At 47.5% G+C, this 15234-nt stretch carries 14 protein-coding genes and 1 other RNA gene; 3 read left to right on the forward strand and 12 right to left on the reverse strand.

The window, feature by feature from the left end; all coding sequences use genetic code 11:
- Positions 1-84: 84 nt before the first annotated feature.
- The 10 genes from nuoH to QT987_RS13500 form a co-directional block, all read right to left on the reverse strand.
- Complete coding sequence (gene nuoH, locus QT987_RS13455; protein ID WP_333203108.1) at positions 85-1203, reverse strand: NADH-quinone oxidoreductase subunit NuoH; 1119 nt, start codon at positions 1201-1203, stop codon at positions 85-87.
- A 630-nt stretch (positions 1204-1833) separates the two neighbouring features.
- Positions 1834-2224, reverse strand: a transfer-messenger RNA (tmRNA) gene (gene ssrA / locus QT987_RS13460).
- A gap of 321 nt (positions 2225-2545) precedes the next feature.
- Complete coding sequence (locus QT987_RS13465) at positions 2546-4303, reverse strand: protein kinase domain-containing protein (RefSeq protein ID WP_333240590.1); 1758 nt, start codon at positions 4301-4303, stop codon at positions 2546-2548.
- Between the two features lie 116 nt (positions 4304-4419).
- Positions 4420-4686: a Txe/YoeB family addiction module toxin gene (locus tag QT987_RS13470; RefSeq protein ID WP_333240594.1), complete on the reverse strand. Its 267-nt coding sequence runs from the start codon at positions 4684-4686 to the stop codon at positions 4420-4422.
- Entirely contained in the window at positions 4680-5258 is a 579-nt protein-coding gene (locus QT987_RS13475) for a hypothetical protein (RefSeq protein WP_333240596.1), read from the reverse strand. Before QT987_RS13475 ends, QT987_RS13470 begins: the two co-directional genes overlap by 7 nt.
- A 2-nt stretch (positions 5259-5260) precedes the next feature.
- Entirely contained in the window at positions 5261-5917 is a 657-nt protein-coding gene (locus QT987_RS13480; protein ID WP_333147328.1) for a serine protease, read from the reverse strand.
- Between the two features lie 227 nt (positions 5918-6144).
- Positions 6145-6387, reverse strand: coding sequence for a hypothetical protein (locus tag QT987_RS13485; RefSeq protein WP_333240598.1), 243 nt, complete (start codon positions 6385-6387; stop codon positions 6145-6147).
- Between the two features lie 148 nt (positions 6388-6535).
- The gene (locus tag QT987_RS13490) at positions 6536-8551 is read right to left on the reverse strand and encodes an ArnT family glycosyltransferase (RefSeq protein WP_445299711.1); all 2016 of its coding nucleotides are present in this window, start codon (positions 8549-8551) and stop codon (positions 6536-6538) included.
- Positions 8552-8575: 24 nt separating this feature from the next.
- Positions 8576-8800 (reverse strand): hypothetical protein, encoded by a 225-nt coding sequence (locus QT987_RS13495; RefSeq protein ID WP_333240602.1) that lies wholly within the window; start codon positions 8798-8800, stop codon positions 8576-8578.
- A 204-nt stretch (positions 8801-9004) separates the two neighbouring features.
- Positions 9005-9583, reverse strand: coding sequence for a hypothetical protein (locus tag QT987_RS13500; RefSeq protein WP_333240605.1), 579 nt, complete (start codon positions 9581-9583; stop codon positions 9005-9007).
- A gap of 364 nt (positions 9584-9947) precedes the next feature.
- On the opposite strand from QT987_RS13500, the gene QT987_RS13505 reads away from it, so the two are divergent.
- Together QT987_RS13505 and QT987_RS13510 are read left to right on the forward strand one after the other, a co-directional pair.
- Positions 9948-10280: a DUF565 domain-containing protein gene (locus tag QT987_RS13505; protein WP_333240607.1), complete on the forward strand. Its 333-nt coding sequence runs from the start codon at positions 9948-9950 to the stop codon at positions 10278-10280.
- A gap of 75 nt (positions 10281-10355) precedes the next feature.
- Positions 10356-11519 carry a glycerate kinase gene (locus QT987_RS13510; RefSeq protein WP_333240611.1) on the forward strand — a complete coding sequence of 388 codons (1164 nt, stop codon included), beginning with the start codon at positions 10356-10358 and terminating at the stop codon, positions 11517-11519.
- 226 nt (positions 11520-11745) lie between these two features.
- Here QT987_RS13510 and QT987_RS13515 read toward each other — a convergent pair whose 3' ends face one another.
- Positions 11746-12141 carry a hypothetical protein gene (locus tag QT987_RS13515; RefSeq protein WP_333240614.1) on the reverse strand — a complete coding sequence of 132 codons (396 nt, stop codon included), beginning with the start codon at positions 12139-12141 and terminating at the stop codon, positions 11746-11748.
- A gap of 297 nt (positions 12142-12438) precedes the next feature.
- Here QT987_RS13515 and QT987_RS13520 point away from each other — a divergent pair, with 297 nt between their 5' ends.
- Positions 12439-12966: an orange carotenoid protein N-terminal domain-containing protein gene (locus tag QT987_RS13520; protein WP_333240619.1), complete on the forward strand. Its 528-nt coding sequence runs from the start codon at positions 12439-12441 to the stop codon at positions 12964-12966.
- Between the two features lie 258 nt (positions 12967-13224).
- On the opposite strand, the gene QT987_RS13525 is transcribed toward QT987_RS13520, so the two are convergent.
- Positions 13225-15093: a PAS domain-containing sensor histidine kinase gene (locus QT987_RS13525; protein WP_333240623.1), complete on the reverse strand. Its 1869-nt coding sequence runs from the start codon at positions 15091-15093 to the stop codon at positions 13225-13227.
- Between the last annotated feature and the right edge of the window lie 141 nt (positions 15094-15234).

The following is a 15234-nucleotide window of genomic DNA, read 5'->3' on the forward strand; positions in this document are numbered from 1 at the left end:
TTGGTAATTGCTAATTGATAATAGGTCATGAGAGTTAACAGCTACTCTAGGTTAGCTATTATCTGTTCTGTTACCTATTACGAATTAACCGCCAAAAGCAAAGGGAAAGGCAAGCTTCAAAGCTGCGGTCAACAGCAAATTAACTAAAGCAACGGGAAGTAAAAACTTCCATCCCAAATTTAGCAATTGGTCGATCCGAACTCGCGGCAGAGTCCAGCGGAGCAGAACAGCCAGAAACAAGAAAAAGTAGGCTTTCAGCATGGTCATTGTAATGCCCAGCAAGCCGGTAATTACCTGCAACCAAGGAGTCGTTTCGCTCAATCCTAGGGCATTTGTCAGGACTCCGACAGGAATCGGGGACTCCCAGCCGCCGAGGTACAAAACTGCTACTAACAGGCAAGAAAGGACGAGGTTAACGTAGGAAGCGATATAGTACAAAGCAAATTTCATGCCTGTGTACTCAGTCTGATATCCTGCTACCAATTCTTCTTCTGCTTCTGGAAGGTCAAAGGGTAAACGTTCGCATTCTGCTAGTGCTGCGATCCAGAAAATCAGGAAACCTGCTGGTTGCCGCCAGATATTCCAGCCGAGAATGCCGTAGCCGGCTTGCTGGTGTACGATGTCGATCGTACTGAGGCTATTGGACATCATTACAACTGCCAATACTGCCAAAGCTAGGGGAATTTCGTAGCTGAGGGATTGAGCGGCGGCTCTGAGTCCTCCGAGGAGGGCGTATTTGTTGTTTGAAGCATAGCCGGACATCAGCAAGCCGATCGGCTGAATGCTAGAAAGAGCAATCCACAGAAATATTGCTGTCCCCATATCGGCGATCAGCATATGCTCTCCGAAGGGCACGATTAAGTAGGAGAGAAAAACTGGAATCACCACAATTACCGGGCCTAGGGTAAATAGCAGCGCGTCAGCTTTTGCCGGTACAATGTCTTCTTTGAAGACCAACTTCAGACCATCAGCAACGGGTGCTAGCACTCCCAGAGGGCCGATAAATTCCGGGCCTATCCGCTGTTGAGCGGCGGCGGAAATTTTCCGTTCCAGCCAGACGCTAGTCAGTACCCCGAAGACGGCAGCGACAATCATCAGCAACATTGGCAGCGGTAGCCAAAGCAGTTGGGCGATGTCCGCCGGTAAGCCCAAATTCATCAGGGCTTCTACAAAACTTCCTTGTAAGTCAATTCCTGGGTTCATTTTTCCAGCTTTTGAGCGCTCAGCATATAATTTTTCACCCGTCCTTTGTAGGAGTAGGCTTAGAAATCGGGGTCTTTGTAAAGATTTTTAATGCTTTACCGCCTAATAGTATATCGCCCGACAGGCTCCAAGAACGCACAGACAGGGTGAAGTTCTAATTATATGAGCCGGCAGCGTAGCTAATGGGTAGGTAACTTATACGATTTGAGATTGTAGGGTGCGTCATTTGTGGATGTAGCACGAAAAACTAAGGTTTTCTCCGATGACGCACCTTATACCATTTATAAAAAAGCTTGCTTAAGACAAAAATATTGGGCGGAGTGAAACGGAGGGTTGCTTCCACGGGCCCTTCAAAAGAACAGGTGCGTCGCTATGAGATTGTCGATCTTTTTTGAGGATTGAAGGCTGGCGACGCACCCTACGGCTACCGCTTATACGATTTTAGGAAGTAGGGTGCGTCAGGGAGAATATTCTTCGTCTGTTGTGAAAAAAATCCGCCCTGACGCACCCTACAATAACTGACTACCCAAATAGCCCAAACAAAAAGGGCAGAGAATTAATTCTCTGCCCTTTTTAGTGCTTTAAAGTGGCTTTCAAATGGCTTAAACCATTGATTTTACGTCACTTCTTTTATGGAACTGGGCAGAATCGAACTGCCGTCCAAAGCGGGTATTTACCTTCCGATCGTTCACAGGTTTATCCCCTCTAATCCTCGGGGCGGGAACCATCTTTATCCCAAATGGGGGGATTTTCTAGTGATTGCTTTCCTAGCTAGCCGACTAGAAACGTTTAGCTAGGGCATCCGTTGGGGGTTGTTATGCTACCTTTAACGGAGTGAGGTGGCATACACTCTAAACCAAGCTCAAGAAGTTTTTAGGCTACAGCTACGGCTTTGCGAGCGAAAGGAACGATGTTGTTCGCATTTACTATTTTTTTTGAGCCGATATTAACGAGAGTAGACTCCCTCTCGACCTGCATCACGGAGCAGCTTTCGCCACCCTGTCGAAACCATTACAGCCCCTCGTGCGTTCTCTAATTATAGACAATATTTCGTGTTGCGTCAACTAGATTTTAGATTTGGGATTTTAGATTTTCGATTTTGGCACAAAGCTGAGTCGGGAATATTTACATCTTGCACCATTTTTTTGAACAGGCAAGATGCCTGTTCCACAAGAGTTGAGTTTTCCTGTGGGGAGTAGGGGTTGGGCATCTTGCCCGCCCAGGTTTATTGACGCAAGATGCCTGTTCCACAAGAGTTGAGTTTTCCTGTGGGGATTAGGGGTTGGGCATCTTGCCCGCCCAGGTTTATTGACAAGGGTGCAGGATGTCAGCGCTGCCAAGTTTAATGCAAGTTCTCGTCCCAGACGCCGATGTAAATCCGATCGCGCTCATTGCGTTCGATCGTCCCTTCCAGCGAACCTTTCCTAAACGTAAAGCGATTACTCCGGCGCTGCTGCACGTCGCGCAAGCCCTGCAAAATCTCTCGGCTGGCGCCGCCCACCATCCCATTTAAGGCGGTTCGCACTACCAAATCGTCCACCGACTGGGCAAAAGAACCCTCTGTTTGTACTAGCTCGCTTGAATCGCGATCGTAAATGTAGCCCAGAGTAATCCGATTTGGCAATATTTCGTAAAGTGCGGTGCGAGTATTTGGCCAATAGCCCCGCGCTTGAGAGTCAGTGGGTTCTCCCAATTCGGCTAAAATCTGACTTTCCGGCGTACCAACCGCATACCCAGGGATTGTGGGAGTCTTCTGATAATTGGTTCCCGGTTGTTCGCTGGGTGCGGGCGATCGATCGGGCGGCAACTCTTTGTCAACAAGTTTTTCCGTTGGTGTGGGTTCGACAGATTCGGGAGAAGGCTCTGGTGTTGGCGTCTGTAGGGGCGGTGCCCCCGTGCCCGCCCCCGCTGGGGTTGGAGTCTCAGCAGCAGGCGGAGTTTCAGCAGCCTGCGGAGTTTCTCTGGGAGTTGGTGGTGGCGTTGGTGTCGGCGCGGGAATTGGTGCGGGGTTTGAGCGCGCGTCTGGATCAGCAGGGGCCGAAGTGCGATCGTCCTGGGCCACAGGTGCGGGTTCCGAAGACGGCCGGTTGAAGAAAACTCTAGCAATACCGACCAAACCTGCCACAATAAGTGCGATCGCCACGAACCCCAAAATCCACCAAACCTTGCGGCTGCCTTGCCCAGAAGACACCACAGCAGGCGCTGTTCTCGAACCCACAGGCGACTGAGGCCCGTGTCCCGGCATCACCGCCACTGTCGGCCCGGTGCTCGGCGACGCTGCACCATGAGGCTGCCCATGCAGCAGCGACAGCCACTCATCCACGCTAGCAGGGCGATTTTGAGCTTCTACCGTCATCCCCCGCATCACCCCAGAACTGACAGCGGCACTTAGCTGAGGCTGCAAGTCGCGGGGTGAAGGCATCGGCTGGCTGGTGCGTAAAATTGCAGCCACCGGCACCTGTGCTGTCAATAAAGTGTAAAGCGTCGCCGCCATACCGTAAACATCTGTTGCGGGCGTATATTTTCCTTGGGCAAAATACTGTTCAGGGGGCGCGTAGCCGTCGGACACCATATTAGTGTGACTTTGGGTTGCACCAGGAGTAAACTCGCGGGCAATGCCAAAGTCAATCAGCACGACTTCCTGAGTACCTTGGCGCAAAAGAATGTTTTGCGGCTTGACATCTCGGTGCAGCAAACCCTTTTGATGAACAACTTTTAAAGCAGCGCCAATTTGAGTTATGTAGAGAATTGCAAGATTTTCTGGCAGCGGATTATTTGAACCGACTACATCGCCCAAATTCTGACCGGCTATGTAGTCCATCACCATGTAAGGCTGCCCGTCTTCCACAAAGAAATCGCTGACGCGCACAATATTGGGATGGACGCAGGAAGCCAACCGCCTCGCTTCGTCTTGAAACTTGCGATCGAACTCAGCAAAATTGGGTTGCTGCCGCAGAGATTCGTTGAGGGTTTTTATGACTACAGGCTGTCCTAAATAGCGGTGATTTGCCCTGAAAGTTATTCCAAAGCCGCCGCGGCCCAATTCTTGTTCGAGGGTGTACTTTCCACCCTGTAAAGTTTTGCCGATTAGCGCATCCATAGGTTCAGGCGATCGCGTACCAGAGAATATGGCTGATTATGGCACGTATGGTGGGCTAAGTTACCAGTCTAAAGGGCGATCGCTCTACCCCTGTATTAGTTAACCTGTTAGAAACACTACTCATAATGCGTCCACATCCGCAAAATTTTTACCGTGTTCTCGGACTCAATCACCTCGTACACCAGACGATGCTGAATGTTGATTCGCCGTGAATATGCACCTTCCAAATCTCCCACCAATTTCTCATAGGGTGGCGGATTCTCAAAGGGATTGGTTTGAAGGATGTTGAGTAACTCTTGCGCTTTGTCTCGTAAATTGCTAGAAGCGAGCTTTTTGGCATCTTTCTGTGCCTGTTTAGTATATACCAGATTCCAATTCACCACTCCAACTCCCTAGCGCACTCCTCGATCGGCGTTGCCAGTCCTTCCCGAATCGATTCCCGCATCCCTGGCACTGAGAGAAGATACAGTGTCTCCTGCACAGATGCTGAGTCAGCTTCAGAAAATAACACTGCATTGCTACTCTGTGCTGCAATAACAAGGGGTGGCTCCGCCATCTTACTCATTGTCATGAATACAAGAACAACAACAGGCATGATGTAGGCTGCTGCTGTACCTATTACTGGGGCGATTGCTGCTGAAACAGAACTCACAAGAGTTTTTTGTAGTACCTGTGACGAAGAAAATAGCTGTTTGTGTTCATCAGCGTATTTTTCATCGCCGCTTAAGAATTTTTCCATTTCATCCCGGACTTTTTCAATAAATAGATTTCTCGCTTGTTCGGCTCCAAATGGGAATGTGTTCTCTGGCATTGCATTCAGCCACTGTTTTGCTGCCTCTTCGTAAGAGTTAGTGGAATCCACTAGCTGCTTGATCCTTATTTGTTGGTATCTAGGCAGCGTTGCGAGCCACTCTTCATTATCAACCTGAAATAAATGTTCTAATTTATTTTCCATATCTACAACATTTCCCTAACGTACTCAACAGAGACCGCATGAGTAGTCTGATGGAGGGTATGCGGATCTACTCCAGCCAATGAAATACCACCTCCACCACCTGGAGCATATGACCCAATGAGGATAGCAACCATGAATGTAGTGTATGCACAGAATATAGGGCTTCCAGATTGACCGGGGCGAGCCTGAGTGTTCAGTACGACTTGCTTGGTTTTGACTATTCCATTTTTAATTAATATTTTTGCGCCGATCTCAGTTCGTTGATGAGTGAGTACCAATCTTCCATGATCTGCGTGAGGATAACCAAAAATATCAACAACACTGCCAAAATTGAGAATATCTGTGCTACCTATCGATATATTAGAGAACGCATCAATATCAGCAGACAAAATACACAAATCTGTGAAAGGGTCAATAGCTTCAATGCGAACCGGAATCATCTGAACTTGAGAATCAGAAGTATCTTGATAGTCATTGATGCTCGAATTATAAGGTTTTACAACCACGACTAGATTCTGCTCATCTTTATTAGTAACATGGGCAGCCGTAACAAACTTTCCGGGACTATTTAGTAGAGTTGCTGTACCAAGCAGCGATACCCCATTTGCTCCGCTTCGTCCGACCGCAAATACCACGTTTGCGAGAGATGAGTATGACATTTGACTTCTTACGATTAAAGTATGAACTTGCCATATAACTATTAATTATACCAGAAGTGCGGTATAATAACACTCTCATTGATAGATCATACCGCACTTTCGCCAAAGTTATGTTTCTAAGTTGAGTAGATCGTACCGGAACTTCAACATTATACTTTAGACGTTCTGGGGAATGACAGTATTCACATAAATAGCTCGCTCTTTCTCGAACCGTCTGTCTCGTCGGCTCACTCATTGACATCTTGAGCCGCCATCCTTGCATTGATATGGGTAAAGATGCGATCTAATTCCCCAATGGCATCGAGTTCGGCTGCCTCTTCTGCCATTAGTCGATCGTCCTTCTTCTTCTCTAACAAATTTTCCATACGCTGTGGCAGCGATTCACTAAATTTGAACAACTTCCACCGATCGACTTTTTCAATGCAAATCTCATGGATTAACGAAGAGAGTTTGTTGAGAATTGAAACCATTGTAGGCTCCGAGCTTCGGGTTTTAGGTAGTGAGTAGATTATAGCTTTTACAGTTCTAGATGCACCATATCCAAATTCCGGGGCAACCACGGGGGGATTGCCCCTACTTTCACACCATATAGGTCGGCTCACACCGCAGTATAATGGACTATCGAAACGCTGTTCTCGGAACCCTGGCGAGTTGGTAAGCCCCCCGACTGTCCAACAATTGATATTGATTTGGCTGCAATCCTAATTCCACAAATTTCTCTGGATATCCCAGCAACAAAATAGAGGGAGAAGTTGGGTTTTTAGACTCCTTAATGTAGTCGATCGCCCTTCTGACAGCTCGGTAGTAAGTCACCGGCTCTTGGGTATAAAAAACCAGACTGGGTTTCCAGAAACCAACCATAATAAACTCTTCTCCGGGCAGTTTTTGTTGAACTGCCACCTGTGCTAACTGTCTCAGAGGTAACTGGCGGTTGATATCAACCAAATTGTAGGCCGGAGTAAGACCAAATATGATAAATGCTACTAACCCGATGAAGTTAGCAACCAAAATCCAGCGCTGTTGCCGCTTCCAGAGTAAAAGTCCGATCGCCACCGCTGTAATTATCCAAATCGTACCGCCTACAATCAGCAATCCCGACTGCTGAATTGCTTGGGGAAAATTGGGCATTGCCGGGTCGTCTCCCAGCCAGTTGTAGCAGTAGAAAGTTGCTCCGGCTATAATTAATAAAAATACGACATTGAAAATGTATGTAGCTAACAGCCCTCGCGGTAAAGAATTCGGTTTTTTTTCTAACTTTATCCGCCTGTTTTCAGGTTCGTTGCCTGCAATAATATCGCTCCACAGCAGCGTTACCAAAATCGCAGCGGCGGGGATTAAAGGCAATACATAACTGGGCAATTTTGTCACGGCGATCGTAAAAAAGCCAAAGATGCAGACGAACCAAAATAGGGCAAATAAACTCAACTGAGCCGATCGCGGTTGACGACGCCAGTAACTGCGCTGCCAAAAACGGGTGCGGGCGATCGCCACCGGCAAATAAATCGACCAAGGTGCAAAACCAACTAGCACTACAAAAAAGTAAAAATACCAAGGCGCGGAGTGCTTGTTGACTACTCCAGTAAAACGCTGGAAATTGTGATAGCCAAAAAAGCTGTCAATATAAGTTTGACCGTTGTCTAAAATAACCAAAATGTACCAAGGCAGGGCGATCGCCAGAATAATTAAAATTCCAGACACCGGACGCATTTCGCGCCAAAGTTGCCGGAAATTTCCCAAATAAAGCCCGAAGCAGCCAACAATCAGCGCTGGCAAGACAATTCCCACAGGCCCCTTAGCCAGAATTGCTAAGGCAATTAGTACGTAAAAAGTCAGATACCACTTATTGGGAAATCGCGAAGCGGGAACAGTGGAAAATTCTGCTTTTGCTCTCTGTTCTTCTAGAGTGTAACCGAGAAAAAATGCGAATAGTGCGGAACACATACAACTAACTAATAGCATATCTGAAACGCCAGTCCGTCCCCAGGCAATAGTTTGGGGATTTAAAGCTATTAGGGCCGCACCAATCCAAGGAGTAGAAAGAAAAATAGGAATACTAGGAGAGGGGGAGAGTGGGGGAGTGGGAGAGTGGGAGAACGAGGGAGGAAAGACAGTTACATTCATCCGTGTATCCATGTCCGAATCCGTGTCGTGCCCTTCTTCCTTCCTCCTGACATCCGTTACATCCGTTACATCCGTTACAGAATCCGTTGCCGAACTTCCTTCTTCCTTCGATTTCGAGAGGGTATAAAATCCGAGGCAAGTCAGACCGATCGCGCACAAAGCCGAGGGAAGACGCACGGCCCATTCGTTAACACCCAGCGTGCGGTAAGCCACAGCCATCAGCCAGTAAATCAACGGCGGCTTGTCAAACCTCGTTTCGCCGTTGAAATAAGGAGTGATCCAATCCCCTGTCAGCGTCATTTGACGGGCGGCTTCGGCAAACAAGGGTTCGGTTTCGTCAACTAAACCGATGTTGCCGAGATTCCACAAGAAACCTACCCAGGCGATCGCGCACAGCCATAACAGCGACAGCAGCTTTGGTGCGATCCTCTTCGAGGGCTTTCCTTCGGATCGCTTCGCTAACGCTAACGGGCGCTTCCTAAACTCTGACAAATTTTTAATAACTTCCTTCACGCAAACTTCCTGCGATTTTAGATTTTAAATTTTAGCTCGCATAGAGAGTCTACCGAAAGATTCGCATTCTCGAAACTCCCAAGTCGATCGAATCTGGTTAAACTCAGATGTTACACCATTCTCAACAAGGCTTTTATGAACAGGCTTTCCGGCCTGTTCCACAATATATAAATTTTCTTGTGGAACAGGCCGGAAAGCCTGTTGCTGACAATGGTGCAAGATATCAGTTAAACAGAGATGTTGCACCATTCTCAACAAGCCTTTCAGGGGCTGGCTCTCCTGCCCAACCCCTACTCCCCACAATAAAATTCACTCTTTGTGGAACAGGCCGGAAAGCCTGTTCTTGAGAATGGTGCCACTATGTGAGGTTAAACTCACATAGCCGCACCATTCTCAACAAGACCGGATCGACCGGCTTTCTCGACCCAAATTTCCGCACCTGCAGCTAAGCGTTCACGGCTGCAAAATTAATTGCCATTCTCCGGCTGTGCTGTTCCAAGCCGGCGAGGGTGTCTCCCCGGCGACGAAAGGCCCCCAGTAGCGACGAGAACCATCCTGAGCAAAAACCACTAAAATGTCTCCCCGTTTGACTTGTAACTTTCCCTCCGGCAGCGATAGCATCAGTCCCTTGCCGCCACCTTCCCCCGGCGCAAAATCCCAGTGCGCCGGTTTGCCGTAGGATTCCTTGGCTTGCCGTTTCGACAGCAGGGCCACTCGCACTGGGTGTTCGCTGCGGTTGCTGACGCGCAAACGGCCGGAGGCTTTAGCATCTACAGGGATTGAGGAAAGCAATTCCTCCTCTGGATCTGGGGGGGTTGGTGTTGAGTCGGGTTTGGGCTCGCTAGCGGTGTCTGCTGAATCTGTCGCAACTGGGGAAATGGGGGGTATGGGGGGGTGTGCGGTGGCTTGTGAGGGCCAATCGCTCGACTGATTTGAACCGTTGGAGATAGTGATTTCAAAACGTCCTAGAAACATTCCTGTAATTAGGACGATCGACACTCCAATTACGAGCTGGTAAATTTTAAGATTCATAAATTTTAGGCTTAAAGGATAGACTGCACCCGCAATGAGTCTTAACTATTTTTAATGTAAAACCAGGGGCTGCTGTGACACAAGATACAGTTACACTTAATGACTTAACCGTTCTCTGCTATAATTCGCCAATCGCTTAATACCATCTTAGATGTTAAATTTTATATTTTAGATGGCGACATACTGACCGCGGTAAGAATTTGGATTTAGCCTGGAGGGGCATTTGTTGACTCATCGGTATAGCTTTTAATAGCAGTTGAAAAAAAAAGTGCTACTCTATGCCCGTACTCCAAAACCCAATATTCATCAGTAATTCCGCATCTCAAATCTCCAATCTCGAATCTCCAATGGTATAACTTTTTTTATGCAGAATACCCGAATTAACAGATTGATTGATGTTCTGGGCGAGCGATTCCGAGGCTGGCTGAGCAATCCTTGGCGGCGGATTTCGCTACTGCTAATTAGCCTGCTGTTCGGCACTTTTTTGGGAACTGCTATTTCGACAATCACCGGACAATCAGCAGATTGGGATATTATCGCGGCCGGGCTGTTGGTGTTGTTGACGGAGTTCGCCAACTGGTTGGTTTACGCCAGCCCGCGGCCTGTAGCCCGTTCTTTTTGGGTGGATATGCTCAATGCTCTGAAAGTTGGCGTGACTTACAATTTATTTGTGGAGGCTTTCAAACTTGGCTCTTAAAAGGAGGGGAAATATTTGTCGGTTGTAGATAGTAATTGTACAAAACCCGCCCCCGCTAGCGAGAGTTTTTAGGATATGGATCGATCGACTGTAACCCCTGTTGAAATTTTACATCGATGGCAAGCCGGCGATCGCCCAAAAGCTCCCGACTTCGAGCACCTGGCTTTTTGGGAACTTGCGGATGATTTGCGATCCTCTTCGAGGGCTTCGCGAACGCGCGCTTTTGGGATTACTCCTGACAGTGTAGCCGATGTTGTCCGCTGCAAAACCGATTTATTCTTTTCTCTTCTTGACGAACTGCATACTTTCCCCCTAAAGTCAACTGTTTTTCTCGAAACTTTGTGGAATCTGTGGCTGCCGCTGGCAATGCAATTATCGACTGCAAAACAAAGTTTAAACCGTCCTTTAATTCAAGGAATTTTAGGAGTGCAAGGAACGGGAAAAACTACTTTATGCCAAGTTTTAAGCCTGATTCTGGGAAAATTGGGATATTCTACTGTCAGCCTTTCTTTAGACGATCTTTACAAGACTTATGCCGATCGCCAACAACTCCAAAAAGCAGACCCGCGTTTAATTTGGCGCGGCCCTCCGGGCACTCACGATATTGACTTGGGAATCGCAGTTTTAGACAAGTTGCGCGGTTCTCTAACTCACAACTTAGCAGCAGTTGACAATCCCAAATGGGATGCCCTCAAACCGGATATAATTAATAAAAATATAGAAATTCCCAGGTTTGACAAATCAGCCTATGGAGGTGCAGGAGATAGAAGTCAACCCGAAATTATTTCCGGTGCCGATATTGTACTTTTTGAAGGTTGGTTTGTCGGCGTGAATCCGGTGGTTGATGCCAAATTAAACGAGTTTTTGGCGGGTGCACCGTTTCCGATTTCCACAGACGGCGACTGTCAGTTTGCGCGCGATATGAATGCGAAGCTGCACGACTATCTGCCGCTGTGGAACCGATTAGATCGGTTGATGGTTTTGTATCCCCAAGATTATCGCATTTCTCAAGTCTGGCGCAATCAGGCGGAACGAGAAATGATGGCGGCGGGGAAGTCGGGAATGTCAGAAGCTGAAATTAATCGGTTTGTTGAATATTTCTGGAAAGCGCTGCATCCAGAGTTATTTATTAAGTCGATGGTTGAGGAGGGCGATCGCGTGGATTTAGTAATTGAAATTTTGGGCGATCGCACTGTCGGCAAAATTTGTCGGGCGATCGACTTAAAATTAAGCGATTAGGGAGAGTTAAAATTAACGCTTTAAGGACACAAAAATGTTGTGTCCCTACCCTATTGCAGCTTTTAAGGACACAACCTTGTTCCGTCCCTACTGTATTGCAGCTTATCGTACAGTCACTTGCAGGACTTATATAAAAAGTGGTTTGACGCGCGAATTATAGGGGGAAGGCGCGTCATAAGCACCCTACAATACAGAGGTTGTCCGTCGAGGATGGAGAATTTCTAAATTAACTGCCGGGAGTACCAAGATCGATCGCTTTCTGCATCAAATCGTCGGTAACTTCGCCCGGTGTACCTGTGGGCTTAATTTCCTGAGCCATCGAACGAAAATCAGCGGGATTGCCGCTTTTATCTGCAGGCTTTGCGATATCTTTAGCAGCGGGAATAGGAAATTTAGGTGCAGTTGCAGCGGCGGCAGCTTGAGCGCCGGCACCCGTGCGATCGATGTCACTAACGCTGAATTCTTTTGAAGCTTCGTAGTCTGCTGATACATCAACGGTCGGCAACTTTTGTTCTCCAGCTTCCGCGCTTTCAGTGATTTGCTGAGCGTCAAAGCTCTCAATGTTATTTTGTTCTGTATTTATTTCCGACATAGCCGACTCCTTGCTAGTTTTATTTAACAATTCACTTTCTCAATCCTTACTTAAATCCCAGGCTTTTTCATCTACCCGCAGATGTATCGTTGGCTTCTATCTTAAGGATGATTTCTTCTAGGGTGGTGCCTTAAAATTACACCACTTTCCGAAAAGAATGCAGCTTTAGGCAATATCCAAACCCATACATACTAAGCCATTCCCCATTGTTTAATCTAAAATCTAAAATGTAAAATCTAAAATCGTATTACCTCTCGGGGATGGTGACGGGCACTTACAAATGTTGATATTTATATATTCTGGAAGCATTTTTAAGGAATTTGATTTATGAACTCACCCGCCGCCACCAATCCTCACTCTCTCTCCAACGACACTCAAAACATCGTTCAGACAATCAACGGGTTGGGTACAGATGAAAAGCTGGCGCTGCTCTACTTTGTTTATGAAAAAATGGGAGATTCAATTACACCAGCCGCTCCCGCCGCCGCCGAACCAGAATTAGCTCCCATGCTGCTGGATGATTTTTACAAGCTTTCGGCCGATCAACAACTGAATATCATGCGAGGTATTGTCAACCGCGACGACACGCCTTATTCTCACGCTTACGGAGCTTTAACTGCTAACAATCAGTTGGTAGTTTGGTATGCTTGGGCGATTGGTATGGGTGAAACAATTGTCGATATCCCCGACGGATATGAGGCAACTGAGGCTGTCAATGGCGTGTTGGGTCAAATTGAAGGTCTTGATTTTGAACAGCAAATTTCGGTGCTGCGCGACGTAGCCAATAATATGGGCTACACCGATGTTAAACCAATTTCTACTCAGGCAGAAGTAGGGAAAACTTCTAGTCTTTAGATAAGAGTCTGCTGTTGCAACCTATCCTACACAAACTCTCCTCCTAGCAGAGAGGGACTCAAGAATAAAGGAATTACCCAAAACCTCTATATGTAGGGTGCGTCTCGGCGCACCCTACCGCTATAATTAGTAGGTAACACCTTTTTTTGCTCTTAGGAATGAGAATTAAATAACTTCCACTCTTGAAAGTGGGACGGGCGGGACGCCCATCCCACAATAACAATTAAAATTGTAAGTTATTTAATTCGCGATCCTTAGTCAGGAAGTAAGTTTTTTAGGATAAACTTTTCGCGGGAATTCCATCCGAAAAGTCGAACCTTTTTTGGGTTGACTTTCGGCCATAATTGTACCGTCGATCATCTTGACTAAAGAGGCACAAATAGCTAGTCCTAAACCAGTGCCTGGATATTGGCGAGTTGTGGTTTGGTCGCCTTGGTGGAACTTGTCGAAAATGTGGGGAAGATCGGTTTCACAGATGCCGATTCCTGTATCCCGAACGGTGATAATTAGCCGATCGCAATTTAATTCCCGCACCTCAATATAGATGCTGCCCTCATGTGTGAATTTAACCGCGTTGGAAACGAGATTAGCCAAAATTTGCCGCAGGCGCAACTTGTCATTAACTATAAACTGATGCTGCAAGCACACGCTGACGGACAATGCCACATTCTTATCGGTGGCTTGATTTCCGAATTCCAAGGCGACATCCATTACTAAATGCGCTAAATCAAATTTTTCAATTTTTAATTCTGTGCGGCCACTCTCGATTTTGGAGAGGTCGAGGATATCGTTAATCAGCAGTAGTAGATTTTTGCCGTTATGTAAAATGCGCCCCACCATTTCTGTTTGCTGGGCGGTCAGCATTTGTTTGTGCTGGCGCAGCAGCAATTGGGAAAAGCCGATAATCGAATTCATGGGAGTTCGCAATTCGTGGGACATGATGCCCAAAAATTGCGATTTTAACTTGGCTGCTTCTAGCAGTTTCAATTTTTGCTGTTGAATGCGTCGCCCCTGATTTTCCAGTTCTTCCTGCTGGCGAATTAGCAGCTCGTTTTGCAAGTCTAAAAGCTGTTCTTGCTTTTTTAATTTTTCGAGCGCCAGTGCGTTGTTAATTGCCATCGCCGCTTGTTTTCCCATCACCGCCAGCAGTTGCTGAGTATGCCCGTCAATCGCCATGCTGTCTTTCCCGTTGCCGATGGCGAGCACACCCAAACGCCCGCTTTGCGCCGACTCGATCGCCGCTGCACAAGCCGCCGCCGGCAGCAAGCCTTTGCGGCACTCCGACCGCCACAGTACAGACTCTCCCGTCGCAAATGCTTTCCACAGCAACTTGTTTTGCACGTGCGGGGTTTTGCCCCCACCAAAGTTTTCCGTGCCCCCGACAGCGCTGAGTTTGAGGCCGCTGCAATCGGACTCCAGGAGAGCAACTAGGCAAAATTCCGCTCCTGCGATCGCCTCTACAGTCGCATCCGCAATGCCTTGCAACAACTGGCACAAGCTACCCGCCCGCTGGCTCAATATATTTGTAAACTGCTCTATCACCTGTAACTCCTGCCCAGCCTTTATTACCGTCCGGGCTTCGCACAATTTTTCTACTTGGAAATTAGCTTCCGATCGCGCTTGATGCCGCCAAAACTCTGGTTCTGCTTCGGGATCGGGTTGAGTTTGTTCGATCGGCTCCATATCTGTGTAGGTTCCCACCCACTCCAAAACTTCCTGACTGTCGGGGTTAGCAGGCTCTCCTTTTGCCACGTTCCAGCGGTAAGTGCCCTCTCGCGTCTGCAGACGAAATATAATTTCGTAGCTTGGCGGCGGGAACTTAGAACTGTGCGATCTCGCCAATAGACGAGGGCGGTCTTCTGGGTGGACGCGCGCCAGATAGCCGAAACCCAAAGCTGCTGCTGCTGGTAGCCCGGTGTACTCCTCCCAGCGCTGACTGAAATAAGTCGCCCAGCCGTCAGCATTTGTTTTCCAAACTATGTGAGGAATTGCCGACCACAGGCGATCGTCCTGAGTTTCGCTGTCGCCAACTTGCGGTTGGGGGGATGTTATTTCAGATACTTTGTCTAAGATTTCCGAGTCGGAAAACTCCGAGGGAAAAGACTTATTGCCGTGATACTGAGTCATAACAGGTTATATAAATAATAAGCATTGGACTAGAGCCCTAACACCGGCTAAAGACTCGTGCTGCTAGCTTTATTGATTTTGAGAACCCAAGTGCATCAAAATTTTTTATACTTTAAATCTATCGGGGTAGTGGTATCTTTA

This window comes from Microcoleus sp. SVA1B4 (assembly GCF_036700545.1).
In the GTDB taxonomy this organism is placed as follows: Bacteria; Cyanobacteriota; Cyanobacteriia; order Cyanobacteriales; family Microcoleaceae; genus Microcoleus.

Excerpts from the sequence above, each read along its gene's own strand:
- QT987_RS13495 (WP_333240602.1), bottom strand. The coding sequence starts at position 8,800 with ATGGTGCAACATCTCTGTTTAACTGATATCTTGCACCATTGTCAGCAA.
- QT987_RS13505 (WP_333240607.1), top strand. The coding sequence starts at position 9,948 with ATGCAGAATACCCGAATTAACAGATTGATTGATGTTCTGGGCGAGCGA.
- QT987_RS13500 (WP_333240605.1), bottom strand. The coding sequence starts at position 9,583 with ATGAATCTTAAAATTTACCAGCTCGTAATTGGAGTGTCGATCGTCCTA.
- nuoH (WP_333203108.1), bottom strand. The coding sequence starts at position 1,203 with ATGAACCCAGGAATTGACTTACAAGGAAGTTTTGTAGAAGCCCTGATG.
- QT987_RS13485 (WP_333240598.1), bottom strand. The coding sequence starts at position 6,387 with ATGGTTTCAATTCTCAACAAACTCTCTTCGTTAATCCATGAGATTTGC.
- QT987_RS13475 (WP_333240596.1), bottom strand. The coding sequence starts at position 5,258 with ATGGAAAATAAATTAGAACATTTATTTCAGGTTGATAATGAAGAGTGG.
- QT987_RS13510 (WP_333240611.1), top strand. The coding sequence starts at position 10,356 with ATGGATCGATCGACTGTAACCCCTGTTGAAATTTTACATCGATGGCAA.
- QT987_RS13525 (WP_333240623.1), bottom strand. The coding sequence starts at position 15,093 with ATGACTCAGTATCACGGCAATAAGTCTTTTCCCTCGGAGTTTTCCGAC.
- QT987_RS13465 (WP_333240590.1), bottom strand. The coding sequence starts at position 4,303 with ATGGATGCGCTAATCGGCAAAACTTTACAGGGTGGAAAGTACACCCTC.
- QT987_RS13520 (WP_333240619.1), top strand. The coding sequence starts at position 12,439 with ATGAACTCACCCGCCGCCACCAATCCTCACTCTCTCTCCAACGACACT.
- QT987_RS13480 (WP_333147328.1), bottom strand. The coding sequence starts at position 5,917 with ATGTCATACTCATCTCTCGCAAACGTGGTATTTGCGGTCGGACGAAGC.